Consider the following 23,752-nt stretch of genomic DNA (forward strand, 5'->3'; position numbering starts at 1 on the left):
AGGCGCCATCGCGGCTCGCGCCGGGGCCTATGCCGCTGCGGGCTCGCTCCGCAAGGGCATCGAGGGCGGGGCCGGGATGCGCCGACGCCTGGCGCTGCGGGCCACGGCGGTGCGCAGGAGCGTCTCGAAGGGGCCGGGATCGCCGCGCCGCCCCAGGATGAGGCAGATGACGACAGTGGCCAGCCACACCCCGGTCGCGATGGCGGCGGCCGCAGCCTCCCCCACCGTGAGCTCAGCACCCAGGAGCCAGGGGATGACGGCGAAGATGAGGCCGAAGAGAATCGTCTGGGACAGGTAGGCCGTCATCGAGCGCCGCCCCACGGCCGAGGCGAGGCGGCGCAGGCCGTGCAGCTCGCCGCCCGGCCGCGGGCCACCGGCGTAGAGGGCCAGCAGGGCGAGCCAGCCGCAGGCGGCCAGCAGTCCCGACCACTCCGAGATCATGAAGTCGGCGACGGACAGGTCGGCCCAGCCCCCGTGCACCAGACCGATATGCAGGCCCCCCAGCGCTCCCAGGCCCAGGCCGCCGACGGCCACGGCCACCAGCAGGCCACGGTGGCGCTCGGGGTGGGAGAGCAGGTCGGTGTCGGCCAGGCGCGCACCGATGAAGACCGAGGGGACCACCATGGACAGCAGGACGGTCCCAGGGGTGCCCATGAGCCACTGCCCGGGGTTCATCAGGAACCAGGGCAGGCCCGACCCTGCGGTGGGATCCTCGGCACCGACCACCCCCATGCCCTGCGCAGTGCCCGAGGTCACGACCCAGCCCATGCTCAGCATCGTCAGCCCCGCCATCAGGGTGATGAGCACACTGACGGCGATCGCCCGTTTGCGGTGCTTGCGGGCCAGCCAGCCGGCGAAGATAACGGCGACGAGCCCGTAGGTGCCGATGATGTCCCCGTAGAAGAACACCCCGTGCACCGCGCCGAACAGCACCATCCACCAGCCCCGGCGACGCACCAGGCGGCGGGCGTCCACCGTGGCCTGCTCCCGGGCCCAGGCCCGCAGCGCAGGAGCCGCCTGATCCGCACTGCCCCCGGTGACCGACTCCAGATACGCCCGCTCCCCCGAGGCGATGCGCCGGTTGATCATGGTCACCAGCCCGAAGCCGAAGAGCAGGGCGAACAGCGGGTAGGCGCGGTGGTCCACCAGCATGGCGCGGATGAGGACCCATCCGCGGTCGGCCGGGGACAGTCCCTCGACTGCTCCGATGCTGAGGGGGGAGACAGCGCTGCGGATCCAGACGGGGACGTTGGCCACAGCGATGAGCAGGAGCATGAAGCCGCGGGCGACATCCGGTGCGGGGTAGCGCACACCGCGGGTGAAAGATGTGACGAAGCGCATGCATAGACGCTATGAGTCATGCCACTCACGCGGTACCTCCCGGAGAAGGAACTGATGCCACCCCTCCCGCTCCTCACCAAGGAGGAGGAGGCTCCCCCACGAGGCGCACTCCCCGGCGCGCGGCGCGAAGCGCGGGGCGGCGCCGGGGCCTCAGGACCGGCGCAGGATGATCGCCGTACCCGGGCCGACCACCGGGCCTCTCGGACCACTGGCGGGCCCCGCGGCGGGCCTGACAGCGCCGCCCACCGAACCGCCCCCCGATCCGCGGCCGGCCGGGGCCGCCTCCCCCTGGCGACCGGAGCGACCGGCACGCGCGGGGACCACCTGGACCTCGCCGTCGGCGGCCGCCGCGAAGATCCGCTGCACGGCGGCCTCGCGGGCCCGCAGCCCCGCATTGGCCGCCTCCAGCTCGGCCACGCGGGCCTCCAGGTCCAGGATGCGGCGGATGCCCTCGAGGTTGACGCCCTCCTGGCTCAGGGCCTGGATGCGGCGCAGGCGCTCGACATCCCGGTGGGAGTAGCGCCGCCCCCGGCTGCGGGTGCGGGCGGGCCGCACCAGCCCCAGGCGGTCGTACTGGCGCAGGGTCTGGGGGTGCATCCCGGCCAGCTCAGCGGCCACCGAGACGACGTAGACCGCCCGCTCCCCGGCGTCCTCCGCCAGGAAGCCCAGGCCCTGGCCGGCACGACGGCGCGCACTCATCTGCCGGCCTCCTCCATGAGCGAGGCGCGCGGATCGGTCTCACCCATGGCCTCATCGAAGGCCTCCAGGGCCTGCCTGGCCGCCTTCGACAGCCTCTTGGGCACGGCCACCTGCACCGTGACCAGCAGGTCACCGGTCTTCTTGGAGGTGGTCACGCCCTTGCCGCGCAGGCGCATGACGGTGCCCGAGGGGGTGCCGGGCTTGATGCGAACTTTGGAGGTGCCGCCGTCGAGCAGGGGGACCTCGACGGTGGCGCCCATGGCGGCCTCCTTGAGGGTCACGGGCAGGTCCATGCGCAGGTTGGCGCCGTCGGCGGGGTCGATGGAGTACACGGGGTGCTTGGCCACGGTGATGGTCACCACCATGTCCCCGCTCTCCCCGCCGTCCCGGCCGGGGCGGCCCTTGCCTCGCAGGCGGATCTTCTGGCCCGAGTGGACCCCTGCGGGGATGCGCACGTTCATGGTGCGCCCGTCGGCGGTCAGCTCCACGGTGGTGCCCGCCGCGGCATCGCGCAGATCGAGGGTGGCCGAGGTGACGACGTCGGGTCCCTTGACGGGCTGGGGCCCGAAGCCGCCGCCGAAGCCGAAGGGCCCGGGGCGCCCGCCGGAGCGGGTGGGACTGGGCGCGCCGCCGAACATGCGCAGCAGGTCGTCGAGGTCGGGCTCGCCCGCACCCCCGGAGGTCTGGAAGCGGACCGATCCGCCCTGACCGCCGAACATGGAGGAGAACAGGTCCTCGAAGCCCGCGGCGCCCGCGCCGCCACCGGGGCCGCCGGCCGTGAAGCGGGGACCGCCCCCGGCCATGGACCGGATGGCGTCGTACTGCTGGCGCTCGGTCTCGTCGGACAGGACCGCGTAGGCCTCACCGATGTCTTTGAACCTCTCGGCCGCGGCCTTGTCATCGGGGTTGCGGTCGGGGTGGTACTTCTTCGCCAGTGTGCGATACGCCTTCTTGATCGCGGCGGCGTCGGCGCTCTTGTCAACGCCGAGGACCGCGTAGAAGTCCTTGGTCATCCAGTCCTGGCTGGCCATGTATCACCGCCTCCTTATCGTTGTGATCGTTGGTGTGTCCTTGAATAGTGCTGATTGGTATCGGTCGATGTCGAGAGTCCCCTCAGGGTCGGGTGGCCGGGGCGGTGCCGATGAGGGCGGGCCGCCCCGGCCCGCGGTCCCGGCCTCAGGCCGGGTTGGCCACCTGGACGCGGGCGGCGCGCACCACGCGCTCGCCGAGCCGGTAGCCGGGCTGGAGGACCAGGGCGATGGTGGGCTCGCTGACCTCCTGCGACTCCGTGGCCATGAGGGCCTCGTGGATCGTGGGGTCGAAGGGCTCGCCCTCGGCGCCGAAGCGATCCAGGGCGAACTTCTCGCTCAGGAGGGCCTCGAGCTTGCCGGCCGTGGTGGCGAAGGGCCCGGTGAGGTCGCCGTGCTGGCGGGCCAGCTCGATCTCGTCCAGGACCGGGATGAGGGCCTCCACGACACCGGCGGCGCCGTCGGAGCGGTGCCCGGCCGCCGCCTCGCGGGAGCGGCGCACGAAGCCCTGGTACTCCTGCTGGAGGTTGTACAGGTCGGCGCGGGCCCGGGCCAGGTCGTCCTGGGCCTGGGCGGCCTGGGCCCTGGCCTGGGCCAGGGGGTCCTCCTCCGAGGACGGGGCCCCCTGGCCGGCCGGGCCCGCCGAGTCCTGGGCCTCGGCCCCACCGGCCGCCCCCTCGCCCTGGGCCAGCTCCTCGCGGACCTCCGGCGGGACGTCGTCGAAGGCCGACTCGACGGCGGCCGCGAGCTCGGGGTCGACGCCCTCGTCGCCGGGGACCTGTCCGGCGGCACTCACTTGGAGTCCTCGTCGTCGACGATCTCGGCGTCGACGATGTCCTCGTCGTCCGAGGCGCCCGCGGTGGCAGACTCCCCGCCCGGGGTGGAGCCGGCGGCCTCGGAGGCCTGGTCGGCGGCGTAGAGGGCCTCCCCGACCTTCTGGGCCACGGAGTTGAGCTTCTCCTGAGCGGTCTTGACCGGCTCGATGTCCTCACCCTCCAGGGCCTTCTTGAGGTCGGCGACGGCCTCGGAGACCTCGGAGTGGACGTCCTGGGGGAGCTTGTCCTTGTTGTCCTTGAGGAGCTTGTCGATGGAGTAGGCCTGCTGCTCGGCGGCGTTGCGGGTCTCGGCGTCCTCGCGGCGCTTCCTGTCCTCCTCGGCGTGGGCCTCGGCGTCCTTGACCATGCGGTCGATGTCCTCCTTGGGCAGGGCCGAGCCGCCGGAGATCGTCATGGACTGCTCCTTGCCGGTGCCGCGGTCCTTGGCCGAGACGTGCACGATGCCGTTGGCGTCGATGTCGAAGGAGACCTCGATCTGCGGGATGCCGCGGGGGGCCGGGGCGATGCCGGTGAGCTCGAAGGTGCCCAGCGGCTTGTTGTCCCGGGCGAACTCGCGCTCGCCCTGGTAGACCTGGATGAGCACGGAGGGCTGGTTGTCCTCGGCGGTGGAGAAGACCTCGGAGCGCTTGGTGGGGATGGCCGTGTTGCGCTCGATGAGCTTGGTCATCACCCCGCCCTTGGTCTCGATGCCCAGCGACAGGGGTGTGACGTCGATGAGCAGGACGTCCTTGCGGTCGCCCTGGATGACGCCGGCCTGCAGGGAGGCGCCCACGGCCACGACCTCATCGGGGTTGACGCCCTTGTTGGGCTCCTTGCCGGTCAGCTCGCGCACGACCTCGGTGACCGCGGGCATGCGGGTCGAGCCGCCCACGAGGATGACGTGGTCGATGTCCTTGAGGGACACGCCCGCGTCCTTGATGACGTTGTGGAAGGGGACCTTGGTGCGCTCGAGCAGGTCCTTGGTCATGTCCTCGAACTGGGCGCGGGTGAGCTTCTCGTCCAGGTGGATGGGGCCGGACTCGCTCATGGACAGGTACTGCAGGTTGATGTTGGTGGAGGTCGCGGAGGACAGCTCCTTCTTGGCCTGCTCGGCGGCGTCCTTGAGGCGCTGCATGGCGATCTTGTCCTTGGACAGGTCCACGCCGTCCTTGCTCTTGACCTGCTTGACCAGCCAGTCGACGATGCGGGCGTCCCAGTCGTCCCCGCCCAGGCGGTTGTCGCCGTTGGTGGCGCGCACCTGGATGGTGGAGAAGCCGTCCTCGTCCTTGCCGACCTCCAGCAGGGAGACGTCGAAGGTGCCCCCACCCAGGTCGAACACGAGGATGAGCTCGTCCTCCTTGCCCTTGTCCAGGCCGTAGGCCAGGGCGGCGGCGGTGGGCTCGTTGACGATGCGGTCCACGGTCAGGCCCGCGATGGTGCCGGCCTCCTTGGTGGCCTGGCGCTCGGCGTCGTTGAAGTAGGCCGGCACGGTGATGACGGCGTTGGTGACGGGCTCGCCGAGGTAGGACTCGGCGTCGGCCTTGAGCTTGGCCAGGATGCGGGCGCTGATCTCCTGGGCGGTGTACTTCTTGCCGTCGATGTCGACGGACCAGTCGGTGCCCATGTGGCGCTTGACCGAGGAGATGGTGCGGTCCACGTTGGTCACGGCCTGGCGCTTGGCGATCTCGCCGACCAGGACCTCGCCGGACTTGGAGAAGGCGACGACGGAGGGGGTGGTACGGCCTCCCTCGGCGTTGGGGATGATGGTGGGCTCGCCGCCCTCCAGGACGGCGATGGCGGAGTTGGTGGTTCCGAGGTCGATACCGACGGCGCGTGCCATGCGATGTGCTCCTTCGTAGTGGGTGGCGCCGCGGTGGCGCCGGGTGGTTGTCATGTCTTGCGTCTGTGCTGTCTGTGGTGACCGCGCCTGGCCCGAGGTCAGCGGACGGGGCCGGCCGGTTGAGTCATGCAGGCTCAGGATTGTGGTTGAGCCTGATCTTGTCAACTTCAACCTTGAGTCTGATCCACTCAACCCTACTGGAGTGGGGTTCATTCCGGGGGATCTGCGTGACCCCACTCACTGCCGGGACTGCCAGGCCCGCATTCCTGCTGGGTCACCCTCTTTCTCGCTGGGTCACCCTCTCTCCCGCTGGGTGAGCCGCATCCCGCTCGGCCAGCAGGCGGGGCACGAGCCAGCGGGCAGCGAGTCACCCAGCAGGACGCGCATGAGCCCGCGCAGGCCCGCGAGAATGCCGACCCTGCAGCCTCACCGCGAGGCTGAGAGGCGCTAGGTGCACCGAGGAGGGAGAGCTCCATGCGCACCCTTCCGGCAATCTGCCGTACGCGGTAGAGTGAGGCCATGACTGCTCCGACATCAACCCCGACGGCGCGGCTCGAGCTGCGCCTGCCCGCGCAGGAGAAGGCGGACATCGAGGAGGCCGCCCGGATCTCGGGGCGCACGGTCACGGAGTACGTCCGCAGCGCGGCAAGAGAGGCCGCCCGGATGGACCTCGCCCGTTCGATCCAGGTGTCGGCCGAGGTCTTCGATGCCCTCCTGGAGGCCCTCGACTCCACGCCGCCCGCGAACCCGGCGATGGCGCGGGCGCACGCGCGCGCAGCAGATCTGGGCCTGTGATGCCGCAGCCCGCGGATCCGCACTGGTCGATACGCCCCCTTCGGCGCAGCGACGACGCCACCGCCTTCTCCAGCGGCCAGGACTCACTGGACCTGTGGATCGCACAGCACGCCTGGGCCTGCCAGCAGCGCCGGACCGCCGCCACGCAGGTGCTGGTGAGCGCGCAGCCCGCTCCCGTTGAGCCGGATTCCGGGCGCGTGCTGGGCTACTACTCACTGGCCTCCACCTCGATCCACACCGAGGGCCTGCCTCGCCGTCTCAGCCGGGGGCAGCCGGCACTCCTGCCCGCATTCCTCCTGGCGCGGCTGGCCCTGGACCGCACCCTTCAGGGGCAGGGCCTCGGCAGTGTCCTGCTCTCCCATGCCGTCCGCTCAGCGGACCATGCCAGTCGCATCGTCGCTGCCAGGATGCTCGTCGTCGACGCCATCGATGAGCGCGCCGCCTCCTTCTACCGGCACTACGGGTTCACGCCGCTGGCTGCCGATCACCGCCGTCAGCGGCTCGTCGCCGTCATCAAGCATCTCGTCCCGCCCGAGGACTGAGCGCCCTTCCCCCTCCCAAGGCCTCAGGCTCGCAAGCCGCTTTCGCCGGGTGACGCGCATTCCGCCCGGTCAGCAGGCGGGGAATGGGCCAGCGGGCGGCGGGTCGCCCAGCGGGAAGCGCGTGCACCCGCAAGGCTGCCGGACCTGTAGCCTCGCAGGCATGAGCGCCCCGCACCCGTCGCCGACCGGCCGCCCCGCGCCCGAGGACGTCTTCGACCACGTGCGCAGCGAGGACGGTGAGCACGTGGGCTATATCGAGATGAGCAGCGAGGACCGGTTCATCCCCTACGACCGCTTGTGGGTTCGCAGGGGTGAGGCGATGGATCTCGATGAGGCCGAGACCGTGCTGGATGCGATCGGCCTGCGGCTCCTGGCGGAGGATTGGCTCTTGCAGGAGGAGGACGAACGCACGGGTGAGGAGGTATGGACGCGGGTGAGGATCCGCGAGCTCCACCGGGACCGCGTCGTCGTCGCCAGGGCGGTGGAGGACCTGTCCGGCGGCGTCGCCAAGTCCATGGACCTCATCGGCGGCATCGAGCTGCCCCTGCCGACGACGCGGCTGCGCGCCGCGCCCTGACCGGCGGGCCCGGGCGGGCGCCCCGCCCTGCCGCAGTCCCGACCTGACCCCGCGGGGCGGGCAGGCGGGCGGTGCGGGCTGGACTCGGCCAGCCCGGTGCGGGTGACCCCATGGGGGAGCAGGAAGAGCAAAGAGCACCAGAAGAGCGTCGCTTGGCGACTTCGGCGTCACTTGGCGAAATGAACGTACCTTCTAGGTGTCGCCCTTTCCGCGAAGTGACGCCCTTCTGCACGCCGCACCCCAGCGGGCACCGGCACCCCACCCCCGGCACCAAGGCGTGGGCGGCCATCAGCCATCAGCCCCCGTCCGGGGGCATGGCCCGACACGTCCATCACCGACGGACGGACGGCGGCCAGCGCTTACTCCTGCTCGATCTCCGGGGCCACCATGACGTGCTCGCCGTCGGGCACGATCCGCACCCTCAGCCCGTAGACCTGCTCCAGCACCTCCGGGCGCAGCACCTCGACCGGCGGCCCCTCGGCCAGGATCCGGCCGCCCGCCAGCACGGCGAGCCGGTCGCAGAAGCGCGCCGCCAGGTTGAGGTCGTGCAGGGCGACGACGGCGAGCCGGTCGGCGTCGCGGTGGCAGATGCGCCGCACGTGGGAGAGCACCGAGACCTGGCGCCGCAGGTCCAGGGCGGAGGTCGGCTCATCAAGCAGGATGAGGCCCGGCCTGCGCACCAGCGTCTGGGCCAGGGCCACCATCTGGCGCTGCCCGCCGGAGAGCTGTCCCAGGGGCCGATCGGCCAGCTCGGCCACCCCCAACTCGTCGAGGGCTCCCCAGGCCAGGGCGATATCCGCCCGACTCGTGCGCCACGAGACCCCGCGGCGCGAGGCAGTGAGCACCGATTCCAAGGCGGTCAGCGCCGCATCCCCGGGGAGCCCCTGAGGCATGTACCCCACAACGCCGCGCAGCTCGCGCCCGCGCCGCCCCTGAAAGCTGACAGTCCCCGAGTACCGCCGCAACTGGGCCAGGCAGGTCACCAGCGTGGATTTCCCCGCACCGTTGGGACCCAGAAGCCCCACCACCTGACCGGTCCCCCAACTGGCGTCCACACCCTGGAGAACCGCCCTCCTGCCGTAGGCGAAGTGCAGGAACTCGACGTCGAGGCTCATGACCCTCCCCTCGCCAAGCTCCGACGCCGGCCCAGGATGATGCCGAGGAAGACCGGCACGCCCACCAGGGCGGTGAGGATGCCCACGGGCACGGCCACCCCAGGGATGATGATCTGGCTGACCGCGTGGGCGGCAGTCAGCAGGGTGGCGCCGGACAGGATGGAGGCCGGGACCAGGAAGCGCTGGTCCTCCCCCACCAGCCCACGGGCCACATGCGGGCCCACCAGGCCCACGAAGCCGATGATCCCCACGAAGGCCACGGCCAGGGAGGCCAGCAGCGCCACACCCACCAGGCTCCAGGAGCGCAGGCGCGAGACGTTGACACCCATGGCGGCGGCCCGCGCCTCCCCCAGGGTGATGGCGGTCAGGCGCCAGCCATTGACCCAGAACACCGGCGTGGCCAGCGACAGGGCGAGGCTCACCACGAGGACCGAGGCCCAGCTGGCGCGCATGAGGGAGCCCATGGACCAGAAGACGATCTGCTGGAGGCTCTCGGTGGAGGCCCGGTACTGCACCAGGGACAGCAGCGCCTGGCAGCTGAAGACCAGGGCGATGCCCAGCAGGATGGTCGTCTCCTTGGTCACGGCCGGCAGGCGGGAGACCCCCGCGATCGCCAAGGAGGCGCTCAGCCCCGCCGTCATGGCCGCCACGGCCAGGGTGGATCCGGGAGCTAGGGGCAGGACGAGCCCGGTGACGATCGCCAGTGCCGCCCCCAGGGCGGAGGCCGCCGAGATCCCCAGGGTGAAGGGCTCAGCCAGCGGATTGTCCAGGATGGTCTGCATCTGGACCCCGGCCAGCGCCAGGGCCCCGCCCACGAGGACCGCCATGAGCACCGGGGGCAGGCGCAGATTGACCACCACCGTGGCCACGCTCGGGTCGTAGTCCGCGTAGAGCAGTGATGAGAGGACCTGCTGGGGGCTGAAGCCCAGTGGCCCCACCATGAGCGCCGCCACGAAGGAGACCAGGAGCAGCCCCGACAGGGCCAGCAGCACCCCGATGCGGATGAGGGTTCGACGCCGGTAGGAGGCATAGGCCGCGGCTGCGTCCTGGTCCCTGCGCCCCTGCCCCTCGCGGGCCGCCTCCTGCGGGTGCATGCGGCCCATCAGATACCCGTGATGAAGACGCCCTGCGCCTTCCACGGCATGAAGGCCTCGTGGAACTCCTCCCAGGCCCCCTGGGGGTCCAGGTCCTTGAACTCCTCGGGGCTCTGCCACTTGGCGAAGGCCAGGTAGGCCACGAAGTTGTAGGGGGCGTCGTAGAACTGGTGGTAGACGCCGTAGACGCGCTTGTCGGCGAAGGCCGTGAGCTGGTCGAAGCCCGGCTGGTCCTTGAGCTGCTCCAGACTGGCCCTGGCGGAGGCCTCATCGGCCTTGTAGCCCAGGTGGACATAGCTGGTCTTGGCGGTGTCCTTGAGCTTCTGGGCGCCCCACTCCCCGCCGGTGGCGATGATGTTCTGGGGTGCGGAGGCGATGACCTGCTCGGGAGTGAGCACACCCTCCTCCCCGGGCAGCAGGTCGTCGGCGATATTCGTGCCGCCGGTGGCGGTAACCACGGCGCCCAGGTTGGCGGTGGAGTAGGTGGAGCAGGGGTCGTTGAGGCCGGGGCCGCGCCACAGGAATGTGGTGGGCCTGGTGGACAGGCCCTTGGCCTTATCCACCACCGGATCCACATGGGTGGAGTAGAACTCGAGGAACTGCTCAGCGGTGTCGCGGTAGTCCATGATCTCGCCCAGGAGCCTGACGGAGGGGACCGTGTTCTTCACCGGATCGCGCCGGAAGTCGGTGACCACGTAGCGCAGGCCCTGGGCCTCCATCTTGGAGATGAAATCGCCCTGCTGGCCCTCGTTGTAGGAGTCCAGGGTGAGCACGACGACGTCGGGCTGGTGGCTCACCAGCGACTCCACGGTCAGGTCGCCGGACTTGAGGGACCCGATCGTGGGGATGTCCTTGGCCGCGGGGGCGACCGTCTGAAGCATCTCGTAGAAGTCGGGGGCGGCCTTCTGCAGATCGGTGCCCCAGGCCACCACTTTGTCGACGGGATCGTCCTTGTTGAGGAAGGCCAGGGAGTAGGCCTGGCGCGACTCGCTCATGACAACCCTCTGCGGCTGGGCCTCGAAGGCGACCTCGCGGCCGACCACGTCGGTGACCGTGAATCCGCTTGCGCTGGAGGCCGATGCGGCACTGGCGCTGGAGCCCCCGCCCGCCCGGGAGGCGACACCGCATCCGGTCAGGACCGCGGTCAAGGGCAGGGCGAGGAGCAGGGTTCGGCGCTTCATGGCATCTCCTTTGCAGGGTGGGGGTGCTTGCATCGCGGGGTTGCTGTCGATCTGCGTGGGAGCCCGGCGGCAAGGACCCGCGGATGCGGGCCGGCGCCGCCGAAACGATACAGGAACGTTACGATATTAGGTATGCCTTACTTAAGTGAGTCTGTCAAGCATGACGGGGATCCTTCTCATCTGCTGACCAGGGATCGGGCATGGCTTCATAGGAAGCCACCAGTCGCCCCACTGACGCCGGCTTCTCGCTGGGCCACTCGCGTTCTGCCCGCTCAGATCGCGGGGAATCAGCCAGCCAGCAACGAGTGACCCAGCGAGAAGCGAGCGGGCCCGCGAAGCGCCGCTGCTCCTGAGCGGCGAGGACGGTGGCGAGGACGAGCGCCCTCGGGCACTACTCCCCATCCCAGCCCTGGGGCTCCTGCGAATCAGGCGACGATCCGGTGGCACCACCATCTAGGATGCTGGTGTGACCAATCCCCTGATCGACTCCCTGGAGCGGGCCGTCCGGGCGGCCCCCGACGACGTTCCCCTGCGCCTGCACCTGGCCGAGCAGCTCATCGGCGCCGGGCGCGGCGAGGAGGCCATCGCCCACTGCGCCATGGCCCTCCAGCACTCCCCCGGCGATCAGACCGCCCGCGACCTCATGGCCCGCGCCCTGAGTCCCGCCCCGACGGCTGTCAATGACGCCCCATCATCGGCCGGCCCCACCGCCTCCGAGACTCGCCCGCATCTCACCGAGGCCACGGCAACCGAACCCACGGCCGGCGAGCCCCCGGCACGCATCGAGCCCACCACCGCAGGAGCCACTGGCCCTGGGACGGTCAACGCAGGTGCTGCCGACGCCGAGCCTGCCCGGGCCGAGACGGGCCACGACGTTGAGCATGCAGACGCCACCCCTGCCAGCGAGGCGCCCACACCTCCCACGGCTAAGACCCCCAGCACTACCGCACCCGCCATCGACGACGCCCCCACCCCTCAGCGCCCGGGAACCCCCGGCTCCGCGCCCCAGAGCCACGGCTCCCAGGGCATCACAGTCCCACCCGCCCGCACGGATCCCACTGAGGCCACGCCCGCTGAGTCCACCGAGTCCTCCGAGTCCACCGATCCCACTGACCCCGCCGAGGCCAGCACAGCGGCAGAGTCCCCAGCAGGCACCGACTCCCCCACCGACGACCCCTCCACCGACGCCCCCTCCCCCACACCCACCGGCTCCCCCGCGGATACCGGCCCCGCCCAGAGCTTCGACTGGGCCAGGGCCGAGGAGGACCTCGGCCCCGGGCCGGCCGCCCCCTTCGTCTCGGGCACCGAGCCGCTCCCACCGGAGCGCCAGCCCGCCTACGGGCTCATGCCCTCCCCGGAGGACTGGGAGGTGGAGGCGCCCGGCCTGGCACTGGCCGATGTCGGCGGGCTCCAGGACGTCAAGGACCGGCTGGAGGCCTCCTTCCTGGCCCCCATGCGCAACCCCGAACTGCGCCGCATCTACGGCAAGTCCCTGCGCGGCGGGCTGCTCCTGTACGGCCCTCCCGGGGTGGGCAAGACCTTCATCGCCCGGGCCGTGGCCGGGGAGATGGGCGCCGGCTTCCTCAACGTCACGATCACCGACATCCTGGACCAGTTCATCGGCAACTCCGAGGCCAAGCTCCACGCCATCTTCAACAAGGCGCGTACCAGCGCCCCATGCGTGCTGTTCCTCGACGAGCTCGACGCCATCGGCATCAAGCGCTCGCTCATGCGCTCGGCGGGCATGCGCGGAGTGATCAACCAGCTCCTCCAGGAGCTCGACGGCATCGGCGCGGACAACCGGGGCATCTACGTCCTGGCGGCCACCAACGCCCCCTGGGACATCGACCCGGCCCTGCGGCGCCCCGGGCGCCTGGACCGGGCCATCCTGGTCCTGCCGCCCGATGAGCCGGCACGCAGCGCCATCCTGCGCACGCACCTGAAGGACCGGCCCATCGAGGGCATCGACCTGGCCTACCTGGCGCGGGTCACCGATGGGCTGACCGGCGCCGACCTGTCCCACGTGTGCGATACCGCCGCGGAGAAGGCCCTGCTGGACTCGGTGCGCACCGGCACGCCCCGGATGATCCAGATGCCGGACATCCTGGCCGCCCTGGCCGAGGTCCGCCCCTCCACCGGCCCCTGGTTCGATGTGGCCCGCAACGTCGTGGAGTACGCCGACCACTCCGGGGAGTACGCCGACCTGCGGGCCTGGATGAAGCGCCACAGGATGCTGTGAGCACCATGGGCTCCTCGCAGATCGACGTCGAGGCCCAGCTGGGCCGCGCCGAGCAGCTCATCGACCTGGGCAGGCACACCCAGGCCATGGAGATCCTCACCGGCCTCCTGCGGGACCACCCCGACTACGAGGGCCACACCCGCATGCTCCTGGCCTATCTCCACAGCCGGACCGGGCAGGCGCACGAGACCGTGGCGAATGCGCGCGCAGCCGTGGCCCTCCTGCCGCACCTGGCTCAGCCTCACCGGCTCCTGGGCGGCTGCCTCGCCGATGCGGGCGACCTGGCGAGCGCCGAGGCCGCCCTGCGCAGGGCGCTGGAGCTGGACCCGCAGGAGCCGGCCACGTGGATCATGCTGTCCATGACGCTGAGCAAGGCCGACCGCGATGAGGAGGCCTTCTACGTCGGCCGCCAGGCCGTGGCCCTGGCCCCTGAGAGTGCCGAGGCCCACCACGCGGTAGGCATGTCCCTGGCATCGGCCAGCCCGCAGATGGCCGAGACGGCCTTTACCGAGGCCCTCCGGGTCGACCCCATGTTCACCCCCGCTCTTCGCAGTCTCGCCTTCATGCTCCTCAGGAGCAGGAGACGAGCCCATGGGGCGCGGCTCCTGGCCTCCTACGCCTCCCTGCAGCCCCAGTCCCCGATCGTCCACTACATCGTGGACCTGGCGCTGTCCCGGATCATCTCCGCCGTCCTGCTGGTCACCCTCCTGGGCTTCCTGCCCATGGTGGTGGCCCTGGGGCTCGTGTGGGACGAGGGCGCCGCCCCGCTCATCGCCGTGGTTGCCGTACTGGCCACGGCCACCGCCGCCGGGGCCCTGTCCTGGGCCCGCGCCAGGCCCCTGCACCGGGCCCTGCCCCGCGCCGTGCACTCCCACCTGTGGGCGATGCTGCGACGACGGCGCCTCATCGTCGTGGTCACCGTGATGCTGGCACTGCTGTGGGCGGCCCTGGGGGTCGGTGTCATCCTCGCGATGATCACGGGGAGCCTGGAGGTCCTGGGGTGGGTGGTCCTGGCGATCCCGGGGGTGTGCATCACCTGCGTCATCCTGCGGGGCGTGCAGTTCCGTGCCGCAGTCCTCAAAGAGGCCTTCGACCAGGAGTCGTAGCCGGCGGCCTCGCACTCAGGGTCTCAGCAGTCGGGTTCCGATCGCTCAGGCCGCCGCATCTCGCCCAACTCGCCCCTGCCCGGCCTGCCAGCAGCGCGGCTTTCCACTAGCCTCGGACCCACCGCCCGCCGCTCCCCGACCATCCCTCGACCAACCCCTGACCAGCCCCCTGCACTGCCGCAGCACCACCGACCCGAGGGAGCCACCCGTGAGTCCTCTGCGTCCCCGCCCCTGGCAGACCGCCGCCCTCCTGCCCCTGTCACTGAGCCTGGCCCTGGCCGGAGCCGCACCCGCCCACGGGGCCGCCCCGGCCGCCTCCCCGCAGCACAGCCTCACAACCGCACGTGCCGCGAGCGCCATGAGCGCCATGGCGCAGGCCGACCGCGCCGTCGGCCCAGCGGCCGCACCGGCAGCCCCCGCCGCTCCCGCCCAGCCCGACCCCGGCGGGGAGCAGGCGCCCCCGGCCACCCAGGACCTGGAGGCCTACCTGGAGGCGCAGGGCCTGGGACAGGCCCACAGGGAGGGGCGGGTCACCGTCGTCGGCTCGCTGGAGGAGGCCCGCTCCTCCCAGGCGCGGACGAGCCACGTCGTCATCTCCGACGGCGTCTCCCACGTGGCCTTCACCCGGGACCTGAGCGCCCAGGACGGTGCGGACACCACCGTCGAGATCGGCGGGACCACCTATGGCGCCACCTTCACCGAGGTCGTGCCGCTCATCGCCCTCGATACCGGAGACGACGCCGCGCAGGCCCTCAGCCGGGCCATCGAGCTGGCCGCCGCCAAGGGCGTGGGGATCCGCCTGGGCGCCGGGCAGCGCTACGCCCTGCGTACCGGAGTGAGCCTTCCCGATGAGGTGCCCTTCCTCGATGGTGCGGGCGCGGTCCTGGATGTGGCCATCCCGGGCGGCACCAAGGAGGCCCCGGTCAATGCCCTGACCCTGGCCACCGGCTCCTCGGGCACCACCCTGACCAACCTCACCCTGGACCTGAGCGGCTCGCCCCTGACCCGCGGCGTCCACGGCGACGCGATCAGCGAGACGACCATCTCGGGCATCCGCATCCTGGGCTCGACCTACCTGGGCATCAGCCTGGCGGCCGACGCCGGGCCGCTGCACGGCGTCACCATCCGGGGCAACCGGATCCAGGGCCCTCTCGGCACCCCCGAGCTCAAGGGGCAGACCACCGCCATTCAGGTCACCTCGGCGCGCCAGGACCCGGACGACCGCTTCGCGGGCAGTACGAGCCCGATCTGGGACCGCTACACCACCGACGGCACCACGAGCCCCAACCGCTATGAGAACAGTCGGCTGACCATCACCGGCAATGTCATCGAGGGCGGGTACTACGGCATCGGCCTGTCCGGGGTCAGCGACTCCACCATCAGCCGCAACACGGTGGGCAGCACGGTGCGCTCCATCTCCATGCAGAACCGCTCCTGCCGCAACACGGTGGAGGCCAACTACCTCAGCGACTCCAAGTCCTCCTCCGTGCACTTGGCCTACGGCTCGGACTCCAACACGGTGGTGGGCAACACGGTGGTCACCCATCGGGCCACCGGCCAGGGACTCCTCCAGGCCTACCAGTCCTCGCAGTCCAACACCTTCTCCGGCAACCGGGTCAGCGTGGTGGGCCCCACCCGGCCCTCCTGGGTGCTCTACGCCGCCACCGGCTCGAGCGCGGCCACCTTCACCGGCAATGTGGTGGACGGCTCGGCCAACCACGCCTTCATCGCTGTGGAGTCCATCTGGGACGGCACCTCGGCCGCCTCCAACCTGCCCGCCGGGGTCAAGAGGAACCCGTGGTCCTACATGCACCAGGGCAAGCTGCCCAGCCCGGTGGACCGTAACCCCGTGGCCTACCACGGCGGGCGCGGGGACCTGGAGGGGGTGAGCGTCCAGGGCAACATCCTGGTGGACTCCGGCCGCTCCATGCCCCTGGTCTATGCGGGGGCCGAGGCCTCCCGCGGGCGCCACGGCAAGGAGTCGCTGGTGGGAAACATCACCGGCCTGCGCGTGAGCGGCAACAGTGTCGTGGGCGGCGCCGCCCAGCAGGTGGTCACCCACGAGGGCACGGTGGCCGGGGCGGGGACCGGTCGCGTCAGCGGCGATCTGAGCGTGGGCACCACTCACACCGGGCCCCGCGCCCTCAGCGGCGGGGAGGGCGACGACGTCTTCGCCATCGACTCCCCGCAGGACACCATCACCGACGCCGGTGGCACGGACACCGCCTACAGCACCTTCAGTACCACCGTGCCCCGGGGGATCGAGTCCCTCAGCCTGCTGGGGGACAGCCCCCTGGAGGCCACCGGTGATGAGGGGGCCAACACGCTGACGGGCAACCCGGGGGACAACACCCTGCGGGGCGGGGGCGGCGACGACGTGCTGCGCGGCCGGGAGGGCTCGGATACCCTCACCGGCGGCGCGGGGGCCGACACCTTCGCCTTCGATGCGATCCTGACCGTGGATGCGCCCAGGGCCGTGGACCGGGGCACGGACACGATCACCGACTTCACTCCCGGCCAGGACCGCATCGCCCTGAGCACCACCGTCTTCGGGGAGCTGGAGGGCCAGTGGTTCGCCCAGGCGGGGGCCGCCACGCCCGCCACCCGGGTCATCCAGGACGGGGACACCCTCCTCCTGGATCCCGACGGCTCGGGCGGGGCCTACCAGCCGGTGGCCTTCGCGCGCCTGAGCGGGGGCGGGACGCTGAGTGCCGGCGACTTCGACGTCGTGCCCTGAGGCGCCTGGGCAGCGGCGGCTCCCGCGGGGCCCAAGAAGGGCGTCACTTCGCGAATTCGACGTCGCTTCGCGGAAAAGGCGACACCTGCAGGGTACGTCCATTCCGCGAAGTGACGCCCCTTCCGCCAAGTGACGTCCAACCGGGCCCCCAGCGGGCGCCGTCGGCCACGAGCGGGCGCCCCCACCGAGCACGCCACGCCGCGAGCTTCACAGGAACCACACAAGCTCACCCTAAGGCAGGCACACACGGGCCGACCACGGTGGAGCCATGCACAGCTCCACCGCCCCCACCCGGGACCACCGCGACAACCGCCCCTCCAGCGCTCCCGCCACGGGCAGCCACGACGAGGGCGCCCACCTCGATCGCGCGCCCGGAGGCCGCCGCCGATCGCACACTCGCCGCCGCTTCCTCCTGGGAGGCGCCACCGCCCTGGGCCTGGCGGTCACCGGCACCAGCGCCTGGGCCCTCAACCGCTTCGTGGTGGACCACGTGGAGGTCTCCGACGTCGCCGCCTACGAGGCCGCCAATGCCGCCGTGACCCCCGCGGCCACGCAGGCGGCCACGGACATCCAGGTCACGGGCACCTCCTACTCCTCCTCGCGCACCACCATCACCATCGAGCAGGTCACCACCGGCTCCGGGGCCCAGGCCCTGACCTACTACACCGCCGATATCAGGCTCACCGACGCCACCGCCCTGCGCTCGGCCTTCGCCAACAACGAGTTCGGCACGAATATCACCGCCAAGCCCACCCGGATCGCCACCGAGCACGACGCCGTCCTGGCCATCAACGGCGACTACTACGGCTTCCGCAGCGATGGCATCCTCATCCGCAACGGCGTGGTCTACCGCGACCAGGGCGTGCGCGAGGGCCTGGCGATCTACGCCGACGGGCGCATGGAGGTCTACGACGAGACCACCACCAGCGCCCAGGCGCTGCTGGATGCCGGGGTGTGGAGCACCTGCTCCTTCGGGCCCGCCCTGGTCCGCGACGGCGCTGTCCTGGAGGGCATCGAGAGCGTCGAGGTGGACACCAATGTCGGCAACCACTCCATCCAGGGGGAGCAGCCGCGCACCGCGATCGGCCTCGTCGAGGACCACCACTACGTGTTCGTCGTCGTCGACGGGCGCTCGGAGGGCTACTCGCGCGGGGTCACCATGACCGAGCTGGCCCGGATCATGACCGACCTGGGATGCACCACCGCCTACAACCTCGACGGCGGGGGCTCCTCGGCCATGTACTTCAACGGCGCGATCATCAACCAGCCCTCCAATGACGGGGAGCGGGCCACCTCCGACATCCTCTACATCGCGAACGGGGCCTGAGATGAGCGCCACCGGCACCACCACCCGCTACCCGCAGGCCCACCCCACCAGGCACTCCGGCAATCCACCCGGGCCCACGGCACAGGTCATCGATGCGCCGCACGCCTCCGCCCGCAAGGCCGGACCGGCAACGCCCGCCGCATCGGCGAGCGCGGCGAGGGCAGCGTCCCCAACCTCCCGGGCGGCGTCCCTGGTGGTCCTTATCCCCGCCTACCAGCCCGACGAGCGCCTGCCCCGGCTGGTCGCGCGGCTGCGCGGGCAGGACCCCGGCTGCGCGGTGCTCGTGGTCGACGACGGCTCGGGGCCCGACTACGCGGGCGTCTTCACCGCCGCCCGGGCCCGCGGCGCTGAGATCGTCACCCGCACCGTCAATCAGGGCAAGGGCGAGGCGCTGCGCCGGGGGCTGGCCCGGGCCGTCTCCCACTGGCCGCGGGCCGACGTCGTGTGCGCCGATGCCGACGGCCAGCACACGCCGGCCGATATCGCGGCGGTGGCCGCCCGGGTGCGGGCCACTGGGCGCATGACCCTGGGGGTGCGCCGCTTCACCGGGCCGGTGCCGCTGCGCAGCCGGATCGGCAACGACGTCACCGCCCTGCTGTTCCGGGCGGCGACGGGCTGGGCGCTGGGCGACACCCAGACGGGCCTGCGCGGCTATCCCGCAGGCCGGCTGGACTGGCTCCAGGAGGTGGAGGGCGACCGCTACGAGTACGAGCTGGCCGCCCTGCTGCGCGCCCACGACCTCGGGATGGAGGTCGAGGAGGTGGAGATCGCCACCGTCTACGAACCGGGCAACACCTCCTCCCACTTCCGGCCCCTGCACGACTCCCTGCGCATCTACGCTCCGCTGCTGGCCTTCATGGGGGCCTCGCTGGCGGGCTTCGCCATCGACTGGCTGGGGGTCATGGTGATCGTCGCCCTGGGCGGCGACCTGCTGGTGGCCGCCCTGGGGGCGCGGATCCTGTCCGGGACGGCGAACTTCCTCCTCAACCGCCGGGTCTTCCGCGCCGCGCCCGGCACGGTGGGACGCACGGCCCTGCGCTACACGGCCCTGGCGCTCGCCTTGGTGGGGGCCAGTTATGCAGCACTGTGGGCCCTCACCGGCCTGGGCGTGCCCCTGGGCCTGGCCAAAATCATCGGCGATACCTCGATCTACCTGGTCAGCTACATCGTCCAGCGCCGCCTGGTCTTCCGAGAGAGGGCCTGAGGGCACCGCCCCTCCGCATATGCTCGGCCGGAGCCGATTCGCAGGCTGAGACCACCGGAGGACTGGCCTGGTGCCCCACGGGTGACAGGTGATCGGCCGCGAGGAGGAGCCTCGGTCGAGTACTCGGGCCCACCCGCCTTCGAGGAGCTCCCTCCACCAGTTCCTCGCGCCTTCATCGGGGAGAGCGCACCCGCTCCGGGGGATGCGCCGGTCTCAGGGGCCCTGTTCGGCGTGCTACACATGTGCTCATGGCAGCCCTCGGAGTGGATCGTCATCGTCCTGCGCGCCTGCGCCGGGATCCTGCCCGGCATGGAGGGGCGGGTGGTCAGCCGTGAGCGAGAGGGTCTCGTGGGATGCGCTAAAAGCCTTCGTGGCGGTAGCGCGAGCCGGCTCCTTCTCCGCCGCGGCGCAGACGCTGGGCCTGGCACAATCCTCACTCTCTGAGCAGGTAGCACGCCTGGAGCGCACCCTGGGATATCGTCTCGTGGACCGCAGTCCGACAGGGGTGCGGACCACCGGCCGAGGCCAAGCCCTCCTGGCACGCATCGAGGGTCCCGTGGAGGTGCTCGCCGAGGCCACCGCCCCTCAGGAGGCCACCCACGGCCACCGCGCCATGCTCCTGGGCGGCCCCGCAGAATTCCTCTCCGAGGTCGTCCTTCCCCGACTACCCGAGCATCTCCCACCAGGCCAGCAGGTGACCGCGAGATTCGGCGACGTGGACGATCTCACGGGGGAGCTGCGCGAGGGCCTCATCGACGTGCTGGTGAGCACCGTGCCTGTCCGCAGCCAGGCCCTCATGCTCACGCCGGTCTATGACGAGATGTTCGTCCTGGTCGCCCACCCCCGCTGGGCGCACACCGCCGCGGAATGCCTGGAGGAGATCCCCGTGCTCTCCTACGGCCCGGAACTACCGATCATTCGACGCTATTGGCGCTCCGTCTTCGGCCGTCGCCCATCAGACCTGGTTGTCAGCATGATCGCTCCCGACCTGCGATCGCTGCGCCGCCTCGCCATAGCTGGCGCCGGGATGACCGTACTTCCCCACTACCTGGCTCACCACCATCTGGAGCAGGGCGATCTCATCGAGCTTCACCGGCCCGAGACCTACCCGATCAACACCCTGTGCGTCGTGAGTCGGCGCCCCCGCCCCACCCCGGATCCGGCGGTCCGCTCGCTTCGAGAGGCGGTCCGCAAGATCTGCCGGATCGCCCAGGAGCGCAACTGAGCACCGGAGTCGGTGGCGCCCCATCGCATTGCGGTCACGGATGACCGGGCCCCCTCATCGGTATTCCGATGGCGCTCTGAGGCCGGATCCCCCCTAGCGTCGTCGGTATCAGAACCCGTCATCTCATCGAACCGAGCGAAAGGCCACGTCATGACCACTTCACCACGAGCGCTTCTCGTCCTGACCAGCCACGGCGACCTGGGCGGCCTCCGCCCTACCGGCTACTACATCTCCGAGGCCGCCGAGCCTTGGGAGATCCTGACGCGAGCTGGATGGGAGGTTCACATCACCTCCATCGCAGGTGGGCAGCCTCCCGAGGACGGACGCAACGACGCCGACCCTATCCAGAGAGCCTTCCTGAACGACCCCCACGTGGCCGAGCAGCTGAGGAGCACCACTGCTCTGAAGGACATCGACCCATCCATGTACAGGATCGTCTTCTTCGTCGGAGGGCACGGCACCATGTGGGACTTCCCTACCTCGACGGCGGTCCAGAGCGTCGGACGGGCAGTCTATGAGGCGGGTGGTGTGCTGGCCGCCGTCTGCCACGGGCCCTCGGCGCTGGTGGGCATGACTCTCAGCGATGGGTCGTCCCTGATCAGCGGCCGGCGCGTCACCGGATTCACGAATGAGGAGGAGAAGGCGGTGGGCCTGACCGAGGTCGTTCCCTTCCTGCTCGCCGATGCGCTGGAGTCCAAGGGCGCCACGCATGTTCCTGCCTCGAGCTTCACCGAGAACGTCGTGGTCGACGGCCGGATCGTCACCGGCCAGAACCCGCAGTCCGCAGCAGCGACCGCGCAAGCGGCGGTAGCGGCGGCCGCTCTGTCAGCCTGATGGGCGGCGGCGCTGGCACCAGGGCATCCGGGCTCAGCCGGGAGCGATGAGCCCGGACTCGTAGGCGGCGATGACCAGCTGGGCGCGGTCCCGGGCGCCCAGGCGCGCCAGCAGCGCGCTGATATGCGTCCGGCAGGTGGCCCGCGTGATGGACAGCTCGGCCTCGATCTGGCTGTTGGACAGGCCGCGGGCGATGAGGGTGAGAACCTCGCGCTGGCGCGGGGTGAGTCCCTGGACATCGCCGCGCAGCCCCGGGCCCGGCGCAGGCGCCGCCACCCCCTGGGCGACCAGGCGCTCAAGCACACCGGGGCTGAGCAGGGCCTGCCCGGCATGGAGCGTGCGCACGGCGTCCACGAGCGCCTGGGACTCGGCATCCTTGAGCAGGAAGCCCGAGGCGCCGGCCCGCATCGCACCCAGCACGTAGTCGTCGAACTCGAACATGGTCAGGATGAGGACGCGCGTGGCCGCGAGCGCCGGGTCGGAGCAGATGCGCGCCGTGGCCTCGATGCCGGTGAGCACCGGCATCTGGATGTCCATGATGACGACGTCGGGGCGCAGCTCGGTGCTGCGGGCCACCGCCTGGGCCCCGTCGCCGGCCGCCCCCACGACGCTCATGCCCGGCTCGCTGTCCAGGAGCGCGACCAGTGAGGCGCGCAGCATGCCCTGGTCCTCTGCGATAAGGATGCGAATCGGCTCGGCCTGCCGATCCTGCCCGTAGTGGTCGTCCTGCCCTCGGGACCGCTCGATGGTGCTCACCGCCTCGCCCCCGCCGTCGGGGCCGCCTGAGCCCCCGAGACTGCCGCCGTCCCACCCGGCTCCGCTCGGCCGGGGCCCTCCGACTCGGCACCGGCCAGGGGGAGGTGGACCTCGACGGCGAAGCCCGGCGCTCCGTCGTCGCGGGCCCCGGCTCGCAGGCGCCCGCCCAGGGCGGCGACGCGCTCGCTCAGGCCGCGCAGGCCCATCCCGGTGCCGGGCTGGGGCACCCAGGCGGGCCCGGGGCCGTCGTCGACGATCCGCAGGTGCAGTGCATCATCCAGCCGGAGGGCGGCCGTGGCCGCCGTGGGCCCCGCATGCCGGGCCGTGTTGCTCAGCGCCTCACGGACCACGGCGATCGCGGCCTCGTTGATGGCTGCGGGCAGGGAGTGGGCACGCCGGGCGAGCTCTGGAGCCAGGCTCAGCCGCACCTCCATCCCCTGTCGGCGGGCGCGCGCCACCAAGGCGTCCAGGGCCTCGGCGAGCTCCTGTCGGGCCTGCAGCCGCCCCGGTGGTTGGTGCGGGCTTGCGGCGTGGCTGCCCGGCCCACGCGTGGCGGTGCTGCTGGGGAGCGCGCCCTGCGGCGCTGCGCCGTCGGCGCAGGTGATCGGCGTCGGGCTCCCCGGGGCTGCCGCACGGCCCCGGGCGGAGCCTCCGGGGCCGGTGCCGCGGCGGGGCCCTGCGAGGGGGTTCCCCGGTGCCGACGACGGCGCAGGGGCGGTCCCGTAGGCCTGGGAACCACTCATGCGCAGGACTCCCAGCATGCTGCGCAGAGCGTCTGTGGCCTCACGGGAGGCCAGCTCGATGTCGCGCAGGACGCCCAGCAGCTCCTCGGGCCGGGAGTCCAGGCGCTGGGCAACGGCGGCACGCACGGTGATCGCCCCCAGGCCCCCTGAGATGGTGTCGTGCAGGTCCCGCACGATGGCCAGCCGGTCCTCGGCCACGGCCCGCGCTGCTGCCTCCCGCGCGAGGGATCGCTCGTAAGCCAGGCGGTCCCGGCGCCGCAGCCACATGGTGAGTACCACCAGGCACGCCAGCCCCGCCAGGACCAGCATGGGCAGGTAGTGCGGAGTGGTCGCAGGTACCGCGACAAGAGTGGAGAAGCCCACGAGCAGTGTGGTGACAGCGGCGATCGTCCAGGTCATCCCCGACCGGCGCGGGGGCGCGGAAGCAGGTTCAGGGGATCGGGGCACCCGGCCAGTGTATGGGCGCCGTCTCGGCCGGGCATCGGACCAGGGTTCGATGGAGGACGGTCCGAGGGGCGGGGCGCGGTTCCTCCTATCGGCCTCTTCGCACCACC

General features: G+C 71.5%; 20 protein-coding genes. 10 read left to right on the forward strand and 10 right to left on the reverse strand.

Features of this window, described 5'->3' with window-relative positions:
* Positions 1–27: 27 nt before the first annotated feature.
* From MANAM107_RS04395 to dnaK, 5 genes are all read right to left on the reverse strand, one after another.
* On the reverse strand, positions 28–1,341 hold the full coding sequence (locus MANAM107_RS04395) for a DUF418 domain-containing protein (protein ID WP_223911607.1): 1,314 nt from the start codon (positions 1,339–1,341) through the stop codon (positions 28–30).
* Positions 1,342–1,491: 150 nt separating this feature from the next.
* Entirely contained in the window at positions 1,492–2,040 is a 549-nt protein-coding gene (locus tag MANAM107_RS04400) for a heat shock protein transcriptional repressor HspR (protein WP_223911609.1), read from the reverse strand.
* Complete coding sequence (locus MANAM107_RS04405; RefSeq protein WP_223911612.1) at positions 2,037–3,071, reverse strand: DnaJ C-terminal domain-containing protein; 1,035 nt, start codon at positions 3,069–3,071, stop codon at positions 2,037–2,039. The genes MANAM107_RS04400 and MANAM107_RS04405 overlap by 4 nt, the downstream gene beginning before the upstream one ends.
* Before the next feature lie 145 nt (positions 3,072–3,216).
* Positions 3,217–3,864 carry a nucleotide exchange factor GrpE gene (gene grpE, locus MANAM107_RS04410; RefSeq protein WP_223911615.1) on the reverse strand — a complete coding sequence of 216 codons (648 nt, stop codon included), beginning with the start codon at positions 3,862–3,864 and terminating at the stop codon, positions 3,217–3,219.
* On the reverse strand, positions 3,861–5,723 hold the full coding sequence (dnaK, locus tag MANAM107_RS04415; RefSeq protein ID WP_223911618.1) for a molecular chaperone DnaK: 1,863 nt from the start codon (positions 5,721–5,723) through the stop codon (positions 3,861–3,863). Before dnaK ends, grpE begins: the two co-directional genes overlap by 4 nt.
* A gap of 519 nt (positions 5,724–6,242) precedes the next feature.
* Here dnaK and MANAM107_RS04420 point away from each other — a divergent pair.
* The 3 genes from MANAM107_RS04420 to MANAM107_RS04430 all read left to right on the forward strand — a co-directional run bounded on the left by MANAM107_RS04420 (position 6,243) and on the right by MANAM107_RS04430 (position 7,637).
* Entirely contained in the window at positions 6,243–6,518 is a 276-nt protein-coding gene (locus tag MANAM107_RS04420) for a type II toxin-antitoxin system TacA family antitoxin (RefSeq protein ID WP_223911621.1), read from the forward strand.
* Positions 6,518–7,060, forward strand: coding sequence for a GNAT family N-acetyltransferase (locus MANAM107_RS04425; protein WP_223911625.1), 543 nt, complete (start codon positions 6,518–6,520; stop codon positions 7,058–7,060). Before MANAM107_RS04420 ends, MANAM107_RS04425 begins: the two co-directional genes overlap by 1 nt.
* 160 nt (positions 7,061–7,220) lie before the next feature.
* The gene (locus MANAM107_RS04430; RefSeq protein ID WP_223911628.1) at positions 7,221–7,637 is read left to right on the forward strand and encodes a serine/threonine protein phosphatase; all 417 of its coding nucleotides are present in this window, start codon (positions 7,221–7,223) and stop codon (positions 7,635–7,637) included.
* Between the two features lie 359 nt (positions 7,638–7,996).
* Here the strand turns inward: MANAM107_RS04430 and MANAM107_RS04435 are convergent, their stop codons facing one another.
* Genes MANAM107_RS04435 through MANAM107_RS04445 form a run of 3 tightly spaced genes read right to left on the reverse strand, consistent with a single transcriptional unit; the run spans position 7,997 to position 11,027 of the window.
* Positions 7,997–8,752, reverse strand: coding sequence for an ABC transporter ATP-binding protein (locus tag MANAM107_RS04435; protein WP_223911630.1), 756 nt, complete (start codon positions 8,750–8,752; stop codon positions 7,997–7,999).
* Positions 8,749–9,846: a FecCD family ABC transporter permease gene (locus MANAM107_RS04440; protein WP_223911633.1), complete on the reverse strand. Its 1,098-nt coding sequence runs from the start codon at positions 9,844–9,846 to the stop codon at positions 8,749–8,751. Before MANAM107_RS04440 ends, MANAM107_RS04435 begins: the two co-directional genes overlap by 4 nt.
* Before the next feature lie 8 nt (positions 9,847–9,854).
* On the reverse strand, positions 9,855–11,027 hold the full coding sequence (locus tag MANAM107_RS04445) for an ABC transporter substrate-binding protein (RefSeq protein WP_223911636.1): 1,173 nt from the start codon (positions 11,025–11,027) through the stop codon (positions 9,855–9,857).
* 466 nt (positions 11,028–11,493) lie between these two features.
* Here MANAM107_RS04445 and MANAM107_RS04450 point away from each other — a divergent pair, with 466 nt between their 5' ends.
* The 7 genes from MANAM107_RS04450 to MANAM107_RS04480 all read left to right on the forward strand — a co-directional run bounded on the left by MANAM107_RS04450 (position 11,494) and on the right by MANAM107_RS04480 (position 21,699).
* Positions 11,494–13,266 carry an AAA family ATPase gene (locus MANAM107_RS04450; RefSeq protein WP_223911639.1) on the forward strand — a complete coding sequence of 591 codons (1,773 nt, stop codon included), beginning with the start codon at positions 11,494–11,496 and terminating at the stop codon, positions 13,264–13,266.
* 5 nt (positions 13,267–13,271) lie between these two features.
* Positions 13,272–14,372 (forward strand): tetratricopeptide repeat protein, encoded by a 1,101-nt coding sequence (locus MANAM107_RS04455; RefSeq protein WP_223912847.1) that lies wholly within the window; start codon positions 13,272–13,274, stop codon positions 14,370–14,372.
* Between the two features lie 208 nt (positions 14,373–14,580).
* On the forward strand, positions 14,581–17,109 hold the full coding sequence (locus MANAM107_RS04460; RefSeq protein ID WP_223911642.1) for a NosD domain-containing protein: 2,529 nt from the start codon (positions 14,581–14,583) through the stop codon (positions 17,107–17,109).
* A 268-nt stretch (positions 17,110–17,377) separates the two neighbouring features.
* Entirely contained in the window at positions 17,378–18,436 is a 1,059-nt protein-coding gene (locus MANAM107_RS04465) for a phosphodiester glycosidase family protein (RefSeq protein ID WP_223911646.1), read from the forward strand.
* A gap of 1 nt (position 18,437) precedes the next feature.
* The gene (locus MANAM107_RS04470; protein WP_223911649.1) at positions 18,438–19,640 is read left to right on the forward strand and encodes a bifunctional glycosyltransferase family 2/GtrA family protein; all 1,203 of its coding nucleotides are present in this window, start codon (positions 18,438–18,440) and stop codon (positions 19,638–19,640) included.
* Positions 19,641–19,971: 331 nt separating this feature from the next.
* Positions 19,972–20,865: a LysR family transcriptional regulator gene (locus tag MANAM107_RS04475; RefSeq protein ID WP_223911652.1), complete on the forward strand. Its 894-nt coding sequence runs from the start codon at positions 19,972–19,974 to the stop codon at positions 20,863–20,865.
* Between the two features lie 150 nt (positions 20,866–21,015).
* Positions 21,016–21,699: a type 1 glutamine amidotransferase domain-containing protein gene (locus MANAM107_RS04480; RefSeq protein ID WP_223911658.1), complete on the forward strand. Its 684-nt coding sequence runs from the start codon at positions 21,016–21,018 to the stop codon at positions 21,697–21,699.
* A gap of 33 nt (positions 21,700–21,732) precedes the next feature.
* On the opposite strand, the gene MANAM107_RS04485 is transcribed toward MANAM107_RS04480, so the two are convergent.
* Positions 21,733–22,455, reverse strand: a complete 723-nt coding sequence (locus MANAM107_RS04485) for a response regulator (protein ID WP_223911660.1) — start codon at positions 22,453–22,455, stop codon at positions 21,733–21,735.
* The gene (locus MANAM107_RS04490) at positions 22,452–23,645 is read right to left on the reverse strand and encodes a sensor histidine kinase (protein WP_223911662.1); all 1,194 of its coding nucleotides are present in this window, start codon (positions 23,643–23,645) and stop codon (positions 22,452–22,454) included. Before MANAM107_RS04490 ends, MANAM107_RS04485 begins: the two co-directional genes overlap by 4 nt.
* Positions 23,646–23,752: the final 107 nt, after the last annotated feature.

Source organism: Actinomyces capricornis (assembly GCF_019974135.1).
GTDB classification, from domain to species: Bacteria; Actinomycetota; Actinomycetes; order Actinomycetales; family Actinomycetaceae; genus Actinomyces; species Actinomyces capricornis.

Excerpts from the sequence above, each read along its gene's own strand:
- MANAM107_RS04395 (WP_223911607.1), bottom strand. The coding sequence starts at position 1,341 with ATGCGCTTCGTCACATCTTTCACCCGCGGTGTGCGCTACCCCGCACCG.
- MANAM107_RS04400 (WP_223911609.1), bottom strand. The coding sequence starts at position 2,040 with ATGAGTGCGCGCCGTCGTGCCGGCCAGGGCCTGGGCTTCCTGGCGGAG.
- MANAM107_RS04405 (WP_223911612.1), bottom strand. The coding sequence starts at position 3,071 with ATGGCCAGCCAGGACTGGATGACCAAGGACTTCTACGCGGTCCTCGGC.
- dnaK (WP_223911618.1), bottom strand. The coding sequence starts at position 5,723 with ATGGCACGCGCCGTCGGTATCGACCTCGGAACCACCAACTCCGCCATC.
- MANAM107_RS04420 (WP_223911621.1), top strand. The coding sequence starts at position 6,243 with ATGACTGCTCCGACATCAACCCCGACGGCGCGGCTCGAGCTGCGCCTG.
- MANAM107_RS04425 (WP_223911625.1), top strand. The coding sequence starts at position 6,518 with ATGCCGCAGCCCGCGGATCCGCACTGGTCGATACGCCCCCTTCGGCGC.
- MANAM107_RS04430 (WP_223911628.1), top strand. The coding sequence starts at position 7,221 with ATGAGCGCCCCGCACCCGTCGCCGACCGGCCGCCCCGCGCCCGAGGAC.
- MANAM107_RS04435 (WP_223911630.1), bottom strand. The coding sequence starts at position 8,752 with ATGAGCCTCGACGTCGAGTTCCTGCACTTCGCCTACGGCAGGAGGGCG.
- MANAM107_RS04440 (WP_223911633.1), bottom strand. The coding sequence starts at position 9,846 with ATGCACCCGCAGGAGGCGGCCCGCGAGGGGCAGGGGCGCAGGGACCAG.
- MANAM107_RS04445 (WP_223911636.1), bottom strand. The coding sequence starts at position 11,027 with ATGAAGCGCCGAACCCTGCTCCTCGCCCTGCCCTTGACCGCGGTCCTG.
- MANAM107_RS04455 (WP_223912847.1), top strand. The coding sequence starts at position 13,272 with ATGGGCTCCTCGCAGATCGACGTCGAGGCCCAGCTGGGCCGCGCCGAG.
- MANAM107_RS04465 (WP_223911646.1), top strand. The coding sequence starts at position 17,378 with ATGCACAGCTCCACCGCCCCCACCCGGGACCACCGCGACAACCGCCCC.
- MANAM107_RS04470 (WP_223911649.1), top strand. The coding sequence starts at position 18,438 with ATGAGCGCCACCGGCACCACCACCCGCTACCCGCAGGCCCACCCCACC.
- MANAM107_RS04480 (WP_223911658.1), top strand. The coding sequence starts at position 21,016 with ATGACCACTTCACCACGAGCGCTTCTCGTCCTGACCAGCCACGGCGAC.